The following is a 17,197-nucleotide window of genomic DNA, read 5'->3' on the forward strand; positions in this document are numbered from 1 at the left end:
GAAAATGTCCTCGTCCGATGGTACAAGTGGAACGACTGACCCAGCCCGCCGCGAGCGGAGAAGAGCCAATACGTTACTGCTGATCCTGGCCGTCGGATTCCTTGTTTTTTGCGCTGCGGCGGGCGCGCTGTATTATGCCCTGCAGCCGGTAACTCTTCGGATTGCCGTCGGACCGGCGGGCAGCGACGACCACAAGGTGATTCAGGCGGCGACCGAGGCCTTCGCCAGCGAAGGCAGGACGGTCAAGCTGTCACTGATCACGACCGACGGCGCGGTCGAAGCTCTGGCCCTGCTAAGGGCTGGCAAGGCCCAGCTCGCGGTGGCTCGTGGCGATCTGGAGATGCCGGCCGACGCCCAAACCGTCGCGGTCCTGCGCAAGAACTTCGTCGTCCTGTGGTCACCTTCCGGACTTGCGGGCAAGAGCTCCAAGAAAAAGCCCGCGGCGAAAATCAAGGAGATCGCCGATCTCGCAGGGCACAGGGTTGGCGTGATCGGCCGTACGCCGGCGAACCCCGCGTTGCTGCGGGTGATCCTGGGCGCCGCCGGGGTGGAGTCGGACAAGGTCGCCGTTGCGCAATTCGGCACGGACCAACTCGAGGAGCTGGCGCGCGATCGGAGCCTCGATGCATTTATGGCGGTTGGTCCGCTCGACAGCAAAATCACCTCCGACGCAATCGCTGCGACGGCTCGGGCGCGGGGAGAGCCGAAGTTTCTCGCGATCGAGGCATCGGAAGCCATCGCCCTGAAGCACCCGCGTTATGAATCCGAGGAAATTCCGCCCAGTGTCTTCAATGCGTCTCCGGCTTGGCCGGATGACAAAGTAGAGACGGTCAGCGTCAGCCATCTGATCTTGGCGCAAAAGACTTTGCCCGAAACAACCGTCGCGGCATTTTTCCGGCAATTGTTCGCCGTTCGTCAAGTGATTGCCCGGCGAACGCCCGGCGTCGCGCACATCACCAAGCCGGACACCGAGAGAGACGGAGAGTTGCCGGTACATCGCGGAGCGGCAGCCGTCATCGACGGCACCGAACGTACCTTCCTCGACAAGTATGGCGATTACTTCTGGTTTGCGCTCCTGCTGCTCTCCGGGATCGGCTCGGCCGCCGCCTGGCTGCGCCACTATCTGAATCGGGATGAACGGGACGAAACCACCAGCCATCGCAACAAGATCATGGCGATGGTTTCCGGAGCACGCACCGCGGAATCCAACCAGCAACTTCTGGCGATGCAACGCGAGGTCGATACCATCATCAGTGAAACGCTCGAATGCTACGATGATGGTGCCATCGAGGAAGAGGAACTGGCGGCCTTTGGTTTGGTGCTCGAGCTGTTTGATCACGCCATTGCCGAACGACGCGCGGCATTGCAAGCGGGCTCGCTCGAACCCGTTCGCGCCGGGACCGGAAGCCGCAGCCTCTCGACCCCACGATGACGGCCACTACAAGCATCGAACAAGCATGGACGGCGTGGCGGGCTGGAATTTTCAGCAGGCGATGCCCGCGGACCTTTGCCGACGAGGTGGCCGAGCAATAGCGTTAGCCTACGGCGTCCCTTCGCCGGAGGCCCAAACCCCTCTCAAACCGCGTCCGCCCGCAGCAGCGTGTCCACGGTGATGGTGCCCCGCGCGCGCGAGACGCAGGCGCAGATCTTGCGGTTCTCCTGCTTCTGATGGTCGCTGAAGAACACGTCGCGATGGTCGATCTCGCCGTCGATATCGACCACGTCGATGGCGCACAAGCCGCATTCGCCGCGCTTGCAATCGTACATGACGTCATGGCCACTGGCATTGAGCACGTCCAGCATCGAGCGCTCGCGCGGAATCTCCAGCTCGACATTAGAGCCCTTCAGGCGCACGCGAAACGTTTCGGTCGGAAGCGTGCCGCTGGAGCCAAAGGTCTCGTAGCGGAGATCGGGGAGCGGATGGCCGGCGCCGATCCAGGCGTGGCGCGCGGCATCCAGCATCCGCATCGGGCCGCAGAACAGCGCGAGCGAACCTTGCGGCAACGACGCGAACAGCACCTCGAGGTCGAGCCGCTGGCCTTCGTCGCTCGCATGAACCACGAGGCGATCGCCGAGCAGGGCAGAGAGATCGTCGAGATAAGCAGCCTCGGCCCGCGAGCACACCGCATAATGCAACGTGACCTCGGCCCCGCGCCGCGCCAGCGCCTGCGCGGCGCCGAGGATCGGCGTGATGCCAATGCCGCCCGCAATCAGGCAGTAGCGTTCGCGCGTCCAGTCAACCGCGATCAGCGAGGCGGGCGTCGTGATGTCGAGCCGCGCGCCCGGCTGCAACGACCACATATAGCGCGAGCCGCCGCGGGAATCCTCGGCGCGGCGCACCGCGATCCGCAAGCCGCGCGGCGAAGCCTCGCCGACCAGCGAATAGGACCGGGTCTCCGGTAAGCCGTCGATGGTGACGCTGACATTGATGTGGCTGCCGACCGGATAGGCGGCGCCGTCGAACCGATCCGGCAGGATCAGGAATTCGCGAATGCCGGGAGCGAGGTCGCGGGTCGACACCAAGCTTGCGGGGGTCCAGGTTTCGATGAAGCGCATGAGAATCCCCTCAATCGGTTGCGGACTTGATCAGCGCGAGCGCCGGCAGCAAGTCGAGATGAGTCCGGTTGCGCAGCGCAAGCCGCAAATTGCGCACGGCAAGCCGGGCATGCTCGCGCATCACGGCTTCGGCGCGGGCGCCTTCGCGGTTCTCGATGGCGTCGATCACGACGCGATGGTGCTCCTGCCCGATGATCAGGATCTGCTGCGCTTCCGTCAGCGCCGACTGCGCCATTACGAAGGCGCTGGGCGAGGCGAACGGCAGCGCGGAGGCGCGGTCGATCTGCCGGATCAAGGGCGGGCTGCGCGACAATTCCGTGAGCAGCGCGTGGAAACGCGCGTTCAGCGTGACATAGGACGAAAAGGCGTCGACCGAGATCGGCACCTGGCGCAGCAATTCGTCGATCGCCGCGAGGCATTCCTTCAGCGGCTCGAGCTCGCGCGCGGAGACGCCGCGCTCGGCGGCGAAGCGCGCGGCGAGGCCCTCCAGCGTGCCGCGCAGCTCGATGGAATCGGAGATGTCGCGCTCGGAGAACGCCTTGACCATGAAGCCGCCGGAAGGGATCACCTCCAAGAGGCCCTCCTCCTCCAGCCGCACCAGCGCCATGCGCACCGGCGTGCGCGAGGCGCCGGTGGTCTCCACCGCCTGGAGCTCGGAGATGCGCTCGCCCGGACGCAACGCGCCCGACAGGATCTGGTCGCGCAGCGCGAGCTGCGCCTTCACGGTCTGCGAGACGGAGCGGTCGACCTCGGCCATACCGGCTTACTCCGCGGCCTGCAGATGCTGCGGCGGATTTTCCTTCGCCACCATCCTGTCGATCAGCTTGCGCGTCCACATCGCGCCGGCGTCGATGTTGAGATTATAGAAGATGCGGTCGGGATTCTCGTCCATCGCGCGCTGCTGCGCCTCGAGGATCAGCTCGTCCTCGTGGAAGATGCCGGAGACACCTTCGCGGATCTCGGTGGTGATGCGCTGCTCGCCGAGCTGGTAGTTGCGGACGAAGGCCCAGAAATAATGGCAGGTCTTCTCGGTCTCCGGCGTGATGGTGTTGAGCACGAAACCGTTGACGCCCTGCGAGCGGTCGCCCTCCGGCGCGCCGGTGCCGGTCGGCGCCACGCCGACGTCGATCGCGATGGTGCACGGCGCCTCGAAGCGGATGATCTGCCAGCGGTCGACCAGGCCGGGCTTGCCGAGCTGCTTGGCCCAGAACGGCGGCGCCTCGATGCCGCGCATCCAGCGCGTCACCGTCACCGTCTTCTCGCCATGGGTGACGTCGAACGGCGCTTCGGCCACTGCCTCATTGCCGATGGACGAGCCGTGTACGAAGGTCTCGTGAGTGAGGTCCATGAGATTGTCGAGCACGAGGCGGTAGTCGCAATTGACGCGGATGGTCTTGCCGTCGCCGGCCCAGGCCGGATCGTGATTCCAGTGCATGTCGGGCACCAGCGCGGGATCGGCCAGCGCGGGATCGCCCATCCAGAGCCAGATGTAGCGGTGACGCTCGACCACGGGATAGGCGCGCACGCAGGCCGACGGGTTGATGGTCTCTTGCGAGGGCATGAAGGTGCAGCGCCCCTGCGCATTGTATTTCAGTCCGTGATAGCCGCAGACGACGGTGTCGCCTTCGAGCCGGCCCTTCGACAGCGGCACCAAGCGGTGCCAGCAGGCATCCTCCAGCGCGGCCACCGAGCCATCGGCCTTGCGGTACATCACGACATGCTTGCCGCAGATCGTCCGCGGCAGCAGCGCCGGCTTCACCTCGGCGTCCCAGGCGGCGGCGTACCAGGCGTTCATCGGGAAGGGTTTTGTCACCGGCGATCTCCCAAGGCTTGTATGCGTTATGTATACAATAGCAGGGGGACAGAATCGTTCAAGGCCTATTATAAGGTATAATAGTACTTATTACAGAAAATATGTATACAGATCCAGAGATGGTGACATTTCCCCGCGGAGGGGGGAATCCAGGCACGCCGCGGCAGACATTGGGTTCACGCAACTTCCGCCGCGGAGTATTGGATCACCCGCTTTCGCGGGTGATGACACCTGTTGATGCGGCGAGTCCTTCCCCTGAGGGGCAGTGAGCGCGGCAGCTTCGTCGGCAATTACGCCCCGAACACCCTCTTCAGCCCCGCCTGCGCCTCGTCCTGGATCCGCTTGAGGTGATCGGTGCTGCGAAAGCTCTCCGCGTAGATCTTGTAGACGTCCTCCGTGCCCGACGGCCTTGCGGCGAACCAGCCGAAATCGGTTTCGACCTTGATGCCGCCGAAGGGCTGGCCGTTGCCGGGCGCCTTGCTCAACGTGGCGCGGACGGGATCGCCGGCGAGGACCTCGAGGCCGAGCTGCTCCGGCGTGACCGACTTCAGGATGGTCTTCTGCGGCCCCGTGGCCGCGACATCGATGCGCGCATAATGCGGCACGCCGAGCTCGGCGGTGAGGTCGCCAAAGAACTGGCTCGGATCGCGGCCGGTCTTGGCCATGATCTCGGCCGCGAGCAGGCCGAGGATGATGCCGTCCTTGTCGGTGGTCCACACCGTGCCGTCGCGGCGCAGGAACGAGGCCCCTGCACTCTCCTCGCCGCCGAAGCCGAATCCGCCGCTGACCAGGCCGTCGACGAACCATTTGAAGCCGACCGGCGTCTCCACCAGCTTGCGGCCGAGCTTTTTGGCGACGCGGTCGATGATCGAGCTCGACACCACGGTCTTGCCGATCGCGGCATCCTTGCCCCAGTCCGGGCGGTGCGCGAACAGATAGGCGATCGCGGTCGCAAGATAATGGTTCGGGTTCATCAGCCCGCCGGTGCGCGTCACGATGCCGTGGCGGTCGGCATCGGTGTCGTTGGCGAAGGCGACGTCGAAGCGGTCGCGCATCGCGATCAGGCTCGCCATCGCGTAAGGAGACGAGCAATCCATGCGGATCTTGCCGTCCCAGTCGACCGTCATGAAGCGGAAGGTCGGGTCGATCGCCTCGTTCACGACGGTCGCCTTCAGTCCGTAGCGCTCGATGATCGGATGCCAGTAATGTACTGCGGCGCCGCCGAGCGGATCGATGCCGATATTGACGCCGGCTGATCTGACGAGGTCGAGGTCGACGACACGGCCGAGATCGGCAACATAGGGCGTGATGAAGTCGTAGGCGTGGACGTTCGAAGACTTGCGCGCCTTGGCGTAATCGATGCGCTTCACGTCCTTCAAGGCGTCGGCGAGATAGGCGTTGGCGCGTTTCTCGACGATGCCGGTGACATCGGTGTCGGCCGGCCCGCCATGCGGCGGATTGTATTTGTAGCCGCCGTCTTCAGGAGGATTGTGCGAGGGCGTGACGACGACGCCGTCCGCAAGGCCCGAGGTCCGGCCCTTGTTGTAGGTCAGGATCGCGTGCGAGATCACCGGCGTCGGCGTGTAGCCGCCGTCCTTGTCGATCATGACCTCGACGCCGTTGGCCGCAAACACCTCGACGGCGCTGACCAGCGCCGGCTCGGCCAGCGCGTGGGTGTCGATGCCGATGAACAGCGGACCGGTCAGTCCCTTTTCTTGTCTGTAGTCGCAAATGGCCTGCGTGGTCGCGAGGATATGGCCCTCGTTGAAGCTGTTCTTGAAGGAGGTGCCGCGATGGCCGGAGGTGCCGAACGCCACCCGCTGCGCCGGGTCGTCGACGTCAGGCCTGCCGGCGAAATAGGCCGTCACCAGCCGCGGAACGTTGGTGAGCGCGTCCGGCGAGGCCTGCTTGCCCGCCGCGGGATGAACATCAGCCACTGAAATATCCTCGTCCTGTCGTCCAGAGATTGCGGGATACCATAGCATCGGCCGGCCCCCCGCCAAGGGCACAACACGCGCTGTGGGCTGGCTGTTCCCGAGATCATGCTATGGTCGTTCGGATCGCGGTTTTTCGAGTCGGGGCATGACGCTGTTTCACAGGCTCTTGGTTGTTATTGTCTGGCTTGCGACGGCCTGCATGGTGCCCCATGCGATCGCCGCGGAGTTCTACACCGAAGACCTGCGTATCCCGATGGCGGAGGCCGGGCCGCAGGGGCTGGAGGCCTTTCTGGTCCGCCCGGCCGGGGCGAACCGTTATCCGCTCGCGCTGCTCAGCCACGGCTCGCCGCGCAAGTTCGACGACCGCGCGACCATGTCGGCGCACAAATATTACGCCATCGCGCTCGAATATGCCCGGCGTGGCTTTGCCGCGCTGGTCGTGATGCGGCGCGGCTACGGCACCTCGGCCGGGGGGCGCGTCGACAGCGTCGGTGCTTGCGCGAATGCCGCTTACCTGCCGGCGGCGGCGGTCGCGGTCGCGGATTTGCGCGCGGCGATCGACGCGATGGGGCGCAGGGCCGACGTCACTACATCGGGCATGATCGCGGCCGGCCATTCAGCCGGCGGGCTTGCCACCGTCGCGCTGACCGCGCAGGCGCCCTCCGGTCTCATCGCCGCGATCAGCTTTGCCGGCGGCCGCGGCTCGCGCGATGACGACGACGTCTGCAACGAGGATGGGCTGGTGCAGGCCTTCGCCACGTTCGGCAAAACATCGCGCGTGCCGATGCTGTGGGTCTATGCGACCAACGATTCGTTCTTCGGTCCCGACCTGGCCCGACGTCTCCATGACGGGTTTCGCGGCAATGGCGGTCACGCGAAATTCGTCGCGGCGCCGGCTTACGGCGATGACGGCCATTTTCTCTATTCGGTGGTCGGCCGGCCGCAATGGACGCCTTATCTCGACGCCTTCCTGCGCGAGCGCGGGCTCGGCCACGACATTCTGAGCCCGCCCGATCCGCTACCGCCGCCGGGCCAGCTCAACGAGGCCGCGCGCGCCGAGTTCTCGCGCTATCTCGCCAGCACGATGCCGCACAAGGCGTTTGCGGTGTCGCCGAACGGCGGATACGGCTGGCGCTCGGGGCGCACCACGGCCGACGACGCCCAGCGCGATTCGCTCAGCGCCTGCATGAAATGGTCACCGACCTGCACGCTCTATGCGGTCGACGACCGGCTGGCCGGACCTGCGCAAAGAACGTTGACGGACCACAGCGCCCGCGCGCGGTAGGCGCTAGAGCCGCTCGCTGAGTGCGAGCTTGTAGCCGACGCCGGTGACGGTCGCGATCACGGGCGTGCCGCTGCCGACGAGCTTGCGGCGCAGCCGCGCCACCAGCGCATCGACGGTCCGGATGTCGACCTCGGCCTGGCGGTTGCTGACGACCTCGATCAGATAGTCGCGGCTGAGCGGCCTGCCGTCGGCGCCGACCAGCGCCGCGAGCAGGTCGAACTCGGCGCGGGTCAACGCGACCGGCTTGCCGTCGCTGCCGAGCAGCTCGCGCCGCGTCAGGTCGATGATCCAGTCGCCGAACGCGATCGAATTGTGGTTGCGCGCCGCCTTGCGGTCGAGCGAACGGCGCCGCAGCACGCTGCGCGCGCGCGCGAGCAGGTCGCGCAAATCGATCGGCTTGGTCACGTAATGGTCGCCGGCGACCTCGAGGCCGAGGATGCGATCGACGTCGGTGTCGCGGCGGGTCACGAAGATGATGCCAGCGTTGCCGGTCGCCTGGATCTCCCTGGCGAGCTCGAAACCGTCGCCATCAGGCAACTGGACGTCGAGGAAGACGAGATCGGTGCGCGAGCGCAGCGCCTGGCGGCATTCGGCGCAGGAGCCGGCGCCGACCACGTCGAAATTGTTCTCGCTGAAATAGCCGACCAGCATGGTCCGCGTCACCGGATCATCTTCGACGACGACCAGCCGCTCGCGGCCGGCGGGACGCACTTCCTGACGTGCGGAATCAGCCACGATGTTGGATGTCCTGTGCGTTGGCGGCCCAGCCTGAAAATTCAGGTCGCCGCGCAACGCGCGGTCATGTGAACGAGCATTCACGACCGGTTCGCCCCCGAATTGCCTGCTGGAATACTAGGCGTGTTGTGCTGCCCGAACAATACTGGTCACGATCTTGACCTATTAAGTATGAATTGGCCCACAATTCTCATTGCGCGCATCATCCTTCCGCCACGGCTCGCGCCAGCGCCAGCGCCGCGGGGTCACACCGGACTCAACCGCTGGTTAACGTAAAGAATGCGTTCGGCTTCGGAAAAGCCGGCCATGCCGCTATGGTCCCCGCGAGTGCGAAATCAGGGAGCAGACGCGAATGCAGGGGCAGGCCCGGCCGGCTGCCGGACGATCCGAGCAGGGTGCAAAGCCGTTCGGCCGCTCGCGCACGCTCGACTTGCTGCGCGGTCTTGCCATCCTCGGCGTGATGGCGATCCACGTCTCACAATCCTTTCCATCGAATATCCACGCCGTCGACTACGCCTTCATGTGCGGCTGGACCGGCGTCAACGTGTTCTACTTCGTCAGCGCCATGACGATGTGCCTGATGTGGACACAGCGAACCGAAGCGAACCCGGCGCGCAAATTCTACATCCGCCGTGTCTTGCGCATCGCGCCGCTGTTCTGGCTCGCGATCCCGGTCTATCTCGCCGTCAACGGTACGGGGCCGAGCTACAACGCGCCCGACGGCATCGGCCCGCTCCAGGTGCTCCTGACGGCGACGTTCCTGCACGGCTTCTGGCCCGACAGCGTCAACAGCGTCGTGCCGGGCGACTGGTCGATCGCCGCGGAGATGACGTTCTATCTGGTCTTTCCCGTCGTGATCACCGCCTTCGGATCGCGCCGCCATCTCTACCTCGCGCTCGCGATCGTGCTGCATCTCGCCAATGTCTGCCTGTTCAAGCCGTGGGCCCTCGCGCTGTTCTCGGCCTATTACGGGCCCGGCCACGAGGCCTTCGTCCGGAATGCGCTGCACATCAGCTTCCTGAACCAGCTGCCGGTCTTCCTCGTCGGATGCGCTCTGTTCTTCTCGCTGCGCGACGGCTTTGCCAGGTCGGACGCCGCGATCTTCGCCGTCTTCATCGCGCTGTCCTTCATCGCCGATCGCGCGACCGGCTCGCATGAGTTCAACTATCTCATGATCAACCTTGTGCTCGGCGCGGGCGTGGCCGGCTGCATCCGGCTTGCGATCCGCTGGCGGCCGATCGAGGCGCTCGGCCGCAATTCCTATTCCATGTATCTGTCGCACTTCGCGGTAATCCTTGGCCTGCGCCAGGTCTGGCCGCTTGCCGACGGGCTGGTCTCGCTGCTGGTCGCCTATGTCGTCACCGCCGCGCTCAGCTATCTCGTCGCGCGTGCGACTTGGCATCTGGTCGAGCGGCACGCCCAGGATCTCGCGCATCGGCTGACGTCCGCGACATCGGGCTGGTCAGGCATCCGGCCGACCACCGCCGTCACTGCGGCCGGCATGCACTGAACGCCCCGCTCCGTCCCTGGACCCGGCGCGGCTTGCCTCGCCTCCGCGTTCGAATCTACTGTAGGTGCCTAAGATCTGCACGCTGGAGTAGGCAATGGAGATCATACTGCTCGGCACCGGCAGCCCGCGCCCGGACCCGCGCCGCATGGCGACGACCACGCTGATCAGGCTCGGCGAGGAGAATATCCTGTTCGACGCCGGCCGCGGCGTCATGGTGCAGCTCAGCAAGGCCGGCGTGCCGCTCGGCGCGATCAACACGGTCTTTCTCACCCATCACCACTTCGACCACATCGGCGACCTCTACGATGTGATGCTGAATTCGTGGATGCATGGGCGAAAGGACGATTTGCGCGTCTATGGACCGCCGGACACCGAACGGCTGGTCAACACGCTGGTCACCCAAGTCTACGACAAGGACATCGTCTGGCGCGATCGGGGCGAGCCGGCTTTCGGAGGCTGGAAGCCGGTCGTGGCGACGGACATCATTCCCGGCCCTGTTCTCGACACCGGCCGCTGGAGGATCAGCGCCGAGCTCGTCTCGCATGGTGACGGCCTCGACATGCCGCCTGCCTTCCTCGCGCGCTGGATGTGTCTCGGCTATCGCTTCGAAGCGGAGGGCAAGGTCATTGCGATTTCCGGCGACACGGTCCCCTGCCCCGGTCTCGAGCGGCTGGCCGAGGGAGCCGACCTGCTGGTCCAATGCTGCTTCCTCGCGACGCCGGAAATCGACAACGAGCACTTGCGCCGGCTTGCAAAGTTCACGATCGCCTGCGGCGATACGGTCGGCAAGGTCGCCGCCGAGGCTGGCGTCAAGAAGCTCGCCCTGACCCACCACCGGCCGCGCACCGACGATTCCATGCTGAACGCGCTGCTCGCGGATGTCAGACGGGACTATGCCGGTCCCGTCGTGCTCGGCGAGGACCTCATGAGAATCGAGGTCTGAGAACCATCAGGTGGCCGGCCTCAGGACGATCCGACCTCGATCCGAAATGACAACTGCTCTTCCGCTCCCGGCGCGATGTGCATCAGGCCCGGCTTCCCGGTGAATTCGCCGTCGAAGCCGGCAGGACTTGCACAACCATGCCACGGCTCCATGCAGAGGAACGGCGCGCCCGTCGGCCTCGACCAGACACCGAGCTCGCGAAAGCCGCGCCAGGACATTTTCAGCCACGGCCCGCCGGACGCGCCCTGCCCCGCGGCATAGCGGACCGAATTGCTCGCAATCCGGTCGAAGATGACGGCATCGTCGACGAACAGGGATTCGGACAACGGCAGCACGCAGCCTGTGACCGGGCTCGGCTCCGTTGCCGGGCGCAGCAGGCCGCCATCGAGGCGGCGGACAGGAGACGACTCTGCGTTCGCGAAGGTCAGCGCGTAGCTGTCCTTCGCTGCTCCCGGTTGGAGCGGCCAGTTGAAAGCGGGATGGCCGCCGAGCGAGGCCGGCAATGTTTCGTTGCCGGTGTTCGCGATCGTGAGCGAGAGATCGAGACCGGATTCATCGAGCGCATAGGTCGCCGTCAGGCGGAACGCGAAGGGATAGAGCGCGCGCGTCGTCTCGCTGTCTTCGAGCACCAGGGCACAACGGCTCTCGCCGCGTTCCGACCACGCAAAGCGGCTGTCACGCGCGAAGCCGTGCTGCGTCATCCGGTACGTCTTGCCCCGGTGGCGCAATTCGTCGTTGGCGAGACGGCCGACGATCGGAAACAGCAGCGGCGCGTGGCGCGGCCAGGCCGGCCCCGCCTGCCAGACGAATTCGACGCCGGCATCGCTCGTCAGCGAACACATCTCGGCGCCTTGCGCCTTGATGGTCGCGGTGAGCCCGCCGCTACGGATCGTGTGCACGTCGTCGGTCATCACCGCCTGCTCGACTGGGCCGGAGCCTGCCTGCCTTGCAAGAGCACTTTTCTTGAGGCAGACGCTCGCATTCTGAAGCCCCATCACGTAAACATGAAGTAATCGCTGTGAAGGTTGGCGACCGTGGACCCCTTGATCAGGATCGTATCCTGGCTGTCCAGCGTGATCAGCACATCCGAACCCTGCTGAGCCATGTGAAGATCGTTGTAGCTTGCAGCAAGCGAGGAGCTGACCGAGATCTTGTCCGTGCCGGTGGAAGTATCGGTGTTGAAGCTGTAGATCGTGTCATTGCCGCCCTGATAGGTCACCGTGCCACCGTTGGTGGAGCGGAAGTAGAACGTGTCGTTGCCCGCACCGCCCGCAAGCTTCAGATTGTCGGCATAGGCATAGACCTCGTGGGCCCCGCTGGTGTGCGTATATTCGCGCATCGTTACGTTACCGCTGACATTGATCGTGTCGGTGCGGACATCGCCGGTCCCATCCTGGCTGTAATAGTCGACCTCACGGGAGCCGTCGGCCTTGACGAGCGCGTGGTTGAGGATCGCGCCGGTGCTGGAATAGTTGGAGATGTCCTTGCTGCCGTCCGTATTGTGTTTCTCCAGATAATCGTAGCTGCCGTCGGCGTGGAGCCGCTCGATGAGCGTCACGCTGCCGCTGGCATCGTAGGCCTGGTGGGTCGACGTGTAGGACTGACCGGTGATTTGATAGGCATAGGCGTCCGTCGAGCCGTCCATGTGGACGACATTGTCCTTTGTCAGCACGCCGCCCGTGTAGGTCTTGTTCTCCGAGCTGCCGTCCACATTGGCCGTGTATTCGGTCAGCTTGTGGCCCGTCGCCGCGTCATAGGTCGTCGTCGTGGTGCCGGTCGAGATGACCGAGACCTCCGTACTCAATTTGCCGGCGCCGGTATAGTAGTCGTAGAGCTTGGAGCCATCGGCGTTGTACACCGCCTTGTAGTCGTAGCTGCCGTCGGCATGTAAGCGTTCGACAAGCGTGACATTGCCGCCGGCGTCGCTGGCCTGATGCGTCGAGGTGTAGGACTGGCCGGTGATCTGGTAGACATAGGCATCTGACGAGCCGTCCTTGTGAAGGACATTGTCCTTCGTCAGCACACCGCCCGTGTAGGTCTTGTTCTCCGCGCTGCCGTCCACATACGCAATGTAGTCCGTGATCTTGTAGCCGGTCGCGACGTCGTAGGTCGTCGTCGTGGTGCTGGCCGACGTGACGGTCACCTGGGAGCTGTGAAGCCCCGCGCTCGTATAGTAGTCGTAGACCTTGGAGCCGTCCGCATTGTAGGCCAGCTTGTACTGGTAGCTGCCGTCGGCGTGGAAACGCTCGATCAGCGTCACTTTGCCGCTCGCGTCCCCAACCTGATGAGTGGTCGTGTAGGACTGGCCGGTGATGTTGTAGATGTAGACCTCGGCCGAACCGTCCTTGTGGAGGACATTGTCCTTCATCAGCACGCCGTTGGTATAGACCTTGTTGTCGGCGCCGCCGCCCACGTAGGCCGTATAGACGACGAGCTTGTTGCCCGTCGCCGTGTCATAGGTCGTCGTCGCGGTGGCGGTGGAGGTGACGACCACCTCGGAGCTCCGAACGCCCGTGCTCGTGTAGTAGTCGTAGACCTTCGAGCCGTCCGCGTTGTAGGCCACCTTGTACTGGTAGCTGCCATCGGCGTGGAAACGCTCGATCAGCGTCACCTTGTCGCTGGGGTCGCTCACCTGATGGGTCGTCGTGTAGGACTGCCCGGCGATGTTGTAGATGTAGACCTCGGACGATCCGTCCTTGTTGCGGACGTTGTCCTTCATCAGCACGCCGTTGGTATAGACCTTGTTGTCGGCGCTGCCGTCCACGTAGGCCGTATAGACGACGAGCTTGTTGCCGGTCGCCGTGTCATAGTTCGTCGTCGTGGTGCCGGTCGAGGTGATGACCACCTGATTGCTGTGAGCGCCCGCGCTCGTATAGTAGTCGTAGACCTTCGAGCCGTCCGCGTTGTAGGTCACCTTGTACTGGTAGCTGCCGTCGGCGTGGAATCGCTCGATCAGCGTCACCTTGCCGCTGGCGTCGGTGACCTGATGGGTCGACGTGTAGGACTGGCCGGCGATGTTGTAGACATAGACCTCGGCCGAGCCGTCCTTGTGGAGGACGTTGTCCTTCGTCAGCACGCCATTGGTATAGACCTTGTTGTCGGCGCCGCCGCCCACGTAGGCCGTATAGACGACAAGCTTGTTGCCCGTCGCGGTGTCATAGGTCGTCGTCGTGGTGCCGGTCGAGGTGATGACCACTTCGGAGCTCCGAACACCCGTGCTCGTGTAGTAATCGTAGACCTTGGAACCGTCGCTGTTGTATGCAGCCTTGTATTGGTAGCTGCCGTCGGCGTGGAAGCGCTCGATCAGCGTCACCTTGCCGCCGGCGTCGGTCACCTGATGGGTCGACGTGTAGGACTGGCCGGCGATGTTGTAGACGTAGACTTCGGACGAGCCGTCCGTGTGAAGGACGTTGTCCTTCATCAGCACGCCGTTGGTATAGATCTTGTTGTCGGCGCTACCGTCCGCATTGTCGGTATGGACCCGGAGCTTGTATCCGGTCGCAGCGTCATAGGTGGTCGTGACCGTGCTGGACGAGGTCACGCTGACTTCCGTGGTCAGCGCACCGGTGCTGCTGTAGTAGTCGTAAACCTTGGAACCGTCGCTGTTATATGCAGCCTTGTACTGATGGCTGCCATCGGCGTGGAAGCGCTCGATCAGCGTGACGTTGCCGTTCGCATCGTAGGCCGTGTGCTGTGACGTGTAGGCCCGGCCGGTGATGCCATAGTGATAATAGTCGAGCTGCCCGTCGGCCTGCGTGATGCTTTTCGAGATGAGGGTGCCGCTGCCGTCGTACCCCCAAACGGTGGTCTCGGTCAGGGAACCGGTGGCGTCGAAATCCTGTTCCTTGGTCCAGCCGACGCCACTCCAGGTGACGGAGAAGGAATAGCCGCCGTCGATCTTCGACAGCAGATTGCCATAATGGGCAATGGCGTATTGCATGGTCTGGGTCGACGAGACGGCCAGAACATGCGAGTCGCTCAAAGTCACCTTGTCCAGCCCGGTGGCATTCACCAGAGCGTCCATCTGCGCGACGAACTCGGCCGATGTCATCGTGAGTGCGCTCTCGACCGTCGTCGGGGCTTCGCCCACGGCCGACGACGCGCGAACTTCGATGACCAGCGGATGATCGCCGAGGCCGACCTGGATCGAGCTCGTGTTGTTATACACCGCAATCGGGTCCGTACCCTGCAGCGGGTCGTAGACGTAGATGGTGTTTTCCACCTGTCCGAACTGGATGGTAACGGACGTGACCGGCGTGGTGATTTCGGTCTGGCTCGCACTGTCCCATACACGCGTGTCGGCCCATACGACGAGGTCGCTGACGCTGCCTGACTTGTTCATCAGCATCGTATGGGTGTTGCTGGGCGCGTTGGACAGCGTGTAGCTCAGATCCGTGCCGGTATGAGCGGTGCCGTTGTCACCATGGCCCAGGATGGTCGTCAGATTGTGGACGGCGACAGCAGCTTCCTTCGGGGTTCCGTCGACGTTGAAGAGACCGAAATGGGCTTCCTTGTCGCCGCGCGTCGCCGAGGACGGCGAATCGAACAGCTCGTAGATATAGGTGGCGGAGGATCCGTTTTCATACGCCAACAGAAGGTTGGAGAGCACCAGCTTCGCCTGCGCGTCCTCGTTTGCGCCGATGCCGGTGACGCTCGTCAACGTCGTATAACCGGTCTCCGTCACGATAACCGGATCGTTCGTCGAGATATTCTGCGCCAGACGAAGGTCGTCTTCGATCTGGCCGTCGGCGAGCGCGCCGGTCTGCACGTAGACGTGGGCGTTCGCCGCGTCCGAATAGGCGCCCATGTCGCCGACCACGGCGTTCGTCGCATCCGTCTGGTAGCCGATGCTGAAATTGACGACGGTGACGTCGCTGAGAGCGCCGTTGGCTTTCACGGCCGTATAGAGCGCCTGCTGAAATGCCGCCGCGCCTTCCAGCGAAGTCAGCCCGTTATAGGAAAAGGAGTTGAGATTGGCTTCGTTGATGCCTTCGATCGACAGCAGGGTGCCCGGATGTTCCGCCTTGAACTCGGCAAGAGCGGCGACATAGTTGGCCAGCCCGCTGCTGCCCGACTCCGGCAGCGTGTAAGCCACGCGAAAATCGAAAGAGACACCCGCATTGGCAAGCGCATCGATGACGGCGTTTGCATGCCCCATGGCGTTGTAGGAGTCGCGGACGTGACTGATGCCCAGATAGTTCAGGCTGTTGATGATCAGACTGGAGTTTGTGTATGCGTCCGTGTAGGCGCCCGCATTGCTGTTGATACCGAGAGAATTCAGAAAGCTCGATGCAGTGGTAACCGTCGCGTTCGACATTTAGAGTGCCCCCATTTCCATGGAGCGCAGACTCGCAGTCACTCCTAAGAAAACCGACTTCAAGAAAGCTAAAATTGTCAGGCTTTCGCCCAAATTTTCAGCGGCTCGCGCACATCAGTGATGCTCCTTCAATCAAGTTCCACGGCGGAACAAACCATCACGGTTTCACATTCGCTCGCGCGATCGACGACGCTCGCCGCGCCGAAGCGACGGCACGTCGAGCGCACTTCTGCGCAAGCAGCCTGATGATTTCAGCGATGTAGGGAATCGATCTTGCCCGCCGCCATTGGCGACATTCATCGCACGTCACTTTGCGCACAGAGTGATGATCCTGGGGCACCGAGATGTCTTTGCGCTGGCGATGGCGAGGCGCGGTGCGCCTCGCGCGGCATGCACAATCTGCGATTGTAAATGTCTACGCTCGCGAGGACTCGCGCTGCGCGCGAGGATACATCTATCTACATCTAGGATTGAACAATGTTGACGTCAGATGGACTAGGCTGGTTCCGGAGCAGCACTGAACGGACATCGCGCGGCAAGGTGCACGGGGGCCGAAGCGGATGGTTGCGTTCCCGGCGGAGGCGCTGTTGGCGCGGCGGTCGTCCTCTGGCCTACCGCGGCAACTGCCGGACCATCGGTTCCGGCAAAGAGCCGTGCCGCCGCTTGCTTCCCCTAAATGCCCGTCGTCCGAATAAAGCGACTGTGCGAACAAACATCCAGGCTGGCCGACAAAGACCTCCCGGGATCGTTCTTCGGCCCATTCGGAAGGCGGACCGTAGCCACGACGGAAGCCACTCTAAGCTTCGATGGTCGTTGTGCTTCCATTTGATGGTGACGGACGCCAATGATACCGTCGATACCGCCGTCTCGGGAAACGACGGAACAGGTGATGTTCCCGCAGTTATGCGACGGGTTAGGCGCTGCTCTGTTCCTTCGACCGTCCGACGCTTTCATACACAAAACCGGCAGCCTGCATCTCTTCGGGGCGGTAGATGTTGCGGAGGTCGACGATGATGGGCTGGGTCATGATCGTCTTCAGCCGGTCGAGATCGAGCGCGCGGAACTGGACCCATTCGGTGACGATGACGATCGCATCGGCGC

12 protein-coding genes are annotated in these 17,197 nt (G+C 63.8%); 4 read left to right on the forward strand and 8 right to left on the reverse strand.

What is annotated here, in order from left to right; genetic code table 11:
* Window positions 1–4: 4 nt before the first annotated feature.
* Window positions 5–1,432: a TAXI family TRAP transporter solute-binding subunit gene (locus QSV46_RS16025; protein ID WP_314952819.1), complete on the forward strand. Its 1,428-nt coding sequence runs from the start codon at window positions 5–7 to the stop codon at window positions 1,430–1,432.
* Between the two features lie 143 nt (window positions 1,433–1,575).
* Here QSV46_RS16025 and QSV46_RS16030 read toward each other — a convergent pair whose 3' ends face one another.
* From QSV46_RS16030 to pgm, 4 genes are all read right to left on the reverse strand, one after another.
* Window positions 1,576–2,556: a PDR/VanB family oxidoreductase gene (locus tag QSV46_RS16030; protein WP_314952821.1), complete on the reverse strand. Its 981-nt coding sequence runs from the start codon at window positions 2,554–2,556 to the stop codon at window positions 1,576–1,578.
* A gap of 10 nt (window positions 2,557–2,566) precedes the next feature.
* Window positions 2,567–3,313: a GntR family transcriptional regulator gene (locus tag QSV46_RS16035; protein ID WP_314952824.1), complete on the reverse strand. Its 747-nt coding sequence runs from the start codon at window positions 3,311–3,313 to the stop codon at window positions 2,567–2,569.
* A 6-nt stretch (window positions 3,314–3,319) separates the two neighbouring features.
* Window positions 3,320–4,369, reverse strand: coding sequence for an aromatic ring-hydroxylating dioxygenase subunit alpha (locus tag QSV46_RS16040; protein WP_314952826.1), 1,050 nt, complete (start codon window positions 4,367–4,369; stop codon window positions 3,320–3,322).
* A gap of 290 nt (window positions 4,370–4,659) precedes the next feature.
* Window positions 4,660–6,306, reverse strand: a complete 1,647-nt coding sequence (gene pgm, locus QSV46_RS16045; protein WP_314952828.1) for a phosphoglucomutase (alpha-D-glucose-1,6-bisphosphate-dependent) — start codon at window positions 6,304–6,306, stop codon at window positions 4,660–4,662.
* A 145-nt stretch (window positions 6,307–6,451) separates the two neighbouring features.
* On the opposite strand from pgm, the gene QSV46_RS16050 reads away from it, so the two are divergent.
* Window positions 6,452–7,591 (forward strand): alpha/beta hydrolase family protein, encoded by a 1,140-nt coding sequence (locus tag QSV46_RS16050; protein ID WP_314952830.1) that lies wholly within the window; start codon window positions 6,452–6,454, stop codon window positions 7,589–7,591.
* A gap of 3 nt (window positions 7,592–7,594) precedes the next feature.
* On the opposite strand, the gene QSV46_RS16055 is transcribed toward QSV46_RS16050, so the two are convergent.
* Window positions 7,595–8,410: a response regulator transcription factor gene (locus QSV46_RS16055; RefSeq protein ID WP_314952832.1), complete on the reverse strand. Its 816-nt coding sequence runs from the start codon at window positions 8,408–8,410 to the stop codon at window positions 7,595–7,597.
* 268 nt (window positions 8,411–8,678) lie between these two features.
* Here QSV46_RS16055 and QSV46_RS16060 point away from each other — a divergent pair, with 268 nt between their 5' ends.
* Both QSV46_RS16060 and QSV46_RS16065 read left to right on the forward strand, forming a co-directional pair.
* Complete coding sequence (locus tag QSV46_RS16060; protein WP_314952834.1) at window positions 8,679–9,836, forward strand: acyltransferase; 1,158 nt, start codon at window positions 8,679–8,681, stop codon at window positions 9,834–9,836.
* Between the two features lie 94 nt (window positions 9,837–9,930).
* Window positions 9,931–10,779, forward strand: coding sequence for an MBL fold metallo-hydrolase (locus tag QSV46_RS16065; RefSeq protein ID WP_314952835.1), 849 nt, complete (start codon window positions 9,931–9,933; stop codon window positions 10,777–10,779).
* Between the two features lie 20 nt (window positions 10,780–10,799).
* Here the strand turns inward: QSV46_RS16065 and QSV46_RS16070 are convergent, their stop codons facing one another.
* From QSV46_RS16070 to QSV46_RS16080, 3 genes are all read right to left on the reverse strand, one after another.
* Entirely contained in the window at window positions 10,800–11,690 is an 891-nt protein-coding gene (locus QSV46_RS16070) for an aldose 1-epimerase family protein (RefSeq protein WP_314952837.1), read from the reverse strand.
* Window positions 11,691–11,773: 83 nt separating this feature from the next.
* Window positions 11,774–16,096, reverse strand: coding sequence for a hypothetical protein (locus QSV46_RS16075; protein WP_314952839.1), 4,323 nt, complete (start codon window positions 16,094–16,096; stop codon window positions 11,774–11,776).
* A 913-nt stretch (window positions 16,097–17,009) separates the two neighbouring features.
* Window positions 17,010–17,197: UDP binding domain-containing protein (locus QSV46_RS16080; protein ID WP_314952841.1), on the reverse strand; the 188-nt coding region annotated here is incomplete at its 5' end.

Source organism: Bradyrhizobium cosmicum (assembly GCF_032290525.1).
Taxonomy (GTDB): domain Bacteria; phylum Pseudomonadota; class Alphaproteobacteria; order Rhizobiales; family Xanthobacteraceae; genus Bradyrhizobium; species Bradyrhizobium cosmicum_A.

Excerpts from the sequence above, each read along its gene's own strand:
- QSV46_RS16025 (WP_314952819.1), top strand. The coding sequence starts at position 5 with ATGTCCTCGTCCGATGGTACAAGTGGAACGACTGACCCAGCCCGCCGC.
- QSV46_RS16030 (WP_314952821.1), bottom strand. The coding sequence starts at position 2,556 with ATGCGCTTCATCGAAACCTGGACCCCCGCAAGCTTGGTGTCGACCCGC.
- QSV46_RS16035 (WP_314952824.1), bottom strand. The coding sequence starts at position 3,313 with ATGGCCGAGGTCGACCGCTCCGTCTCGCAGACCGTGAAGGCGCAGCTC.
- QSV46_RS16050 (WP_314952830.1), top strand. The coding sequence starts at position 6,452 with ATGACGCTGTTTCACAGGCTCTTGGTTGTTATTGTCTGGCTTGCGACG.
- QSV46_RS16060 (WP_314952834.1), top strand. The coding sequence starts at position 8,679 with ATGCAGGGGCAGGCCCGGCCGGCTGCCGGACGATCCGAGCAGGGTGCA.
- QSV46_RS16065 (WP_314952835.1), top strand. The coding sequence starts at position 9,931 with ATGGAGATCATACTGCTCGGCACCGGCAGCCCGCGCCCGGACCCGCGC.
- QSV46_RS16070 (WP_314952837.1), bottom strand. The coding sequence starts at position 11,690 with ATGACCGACGACGTGCACACGATCCGTAGCGGCGGGCTCACCGCGACC.
- QSV46_RS16075 (WP_314952839.1), bottom strand. The coding sequence starts at position 16,096 with ATGTCGAACGCGACGGTTACCACTGCATCGAGCTTTCTGAATTCTCTC.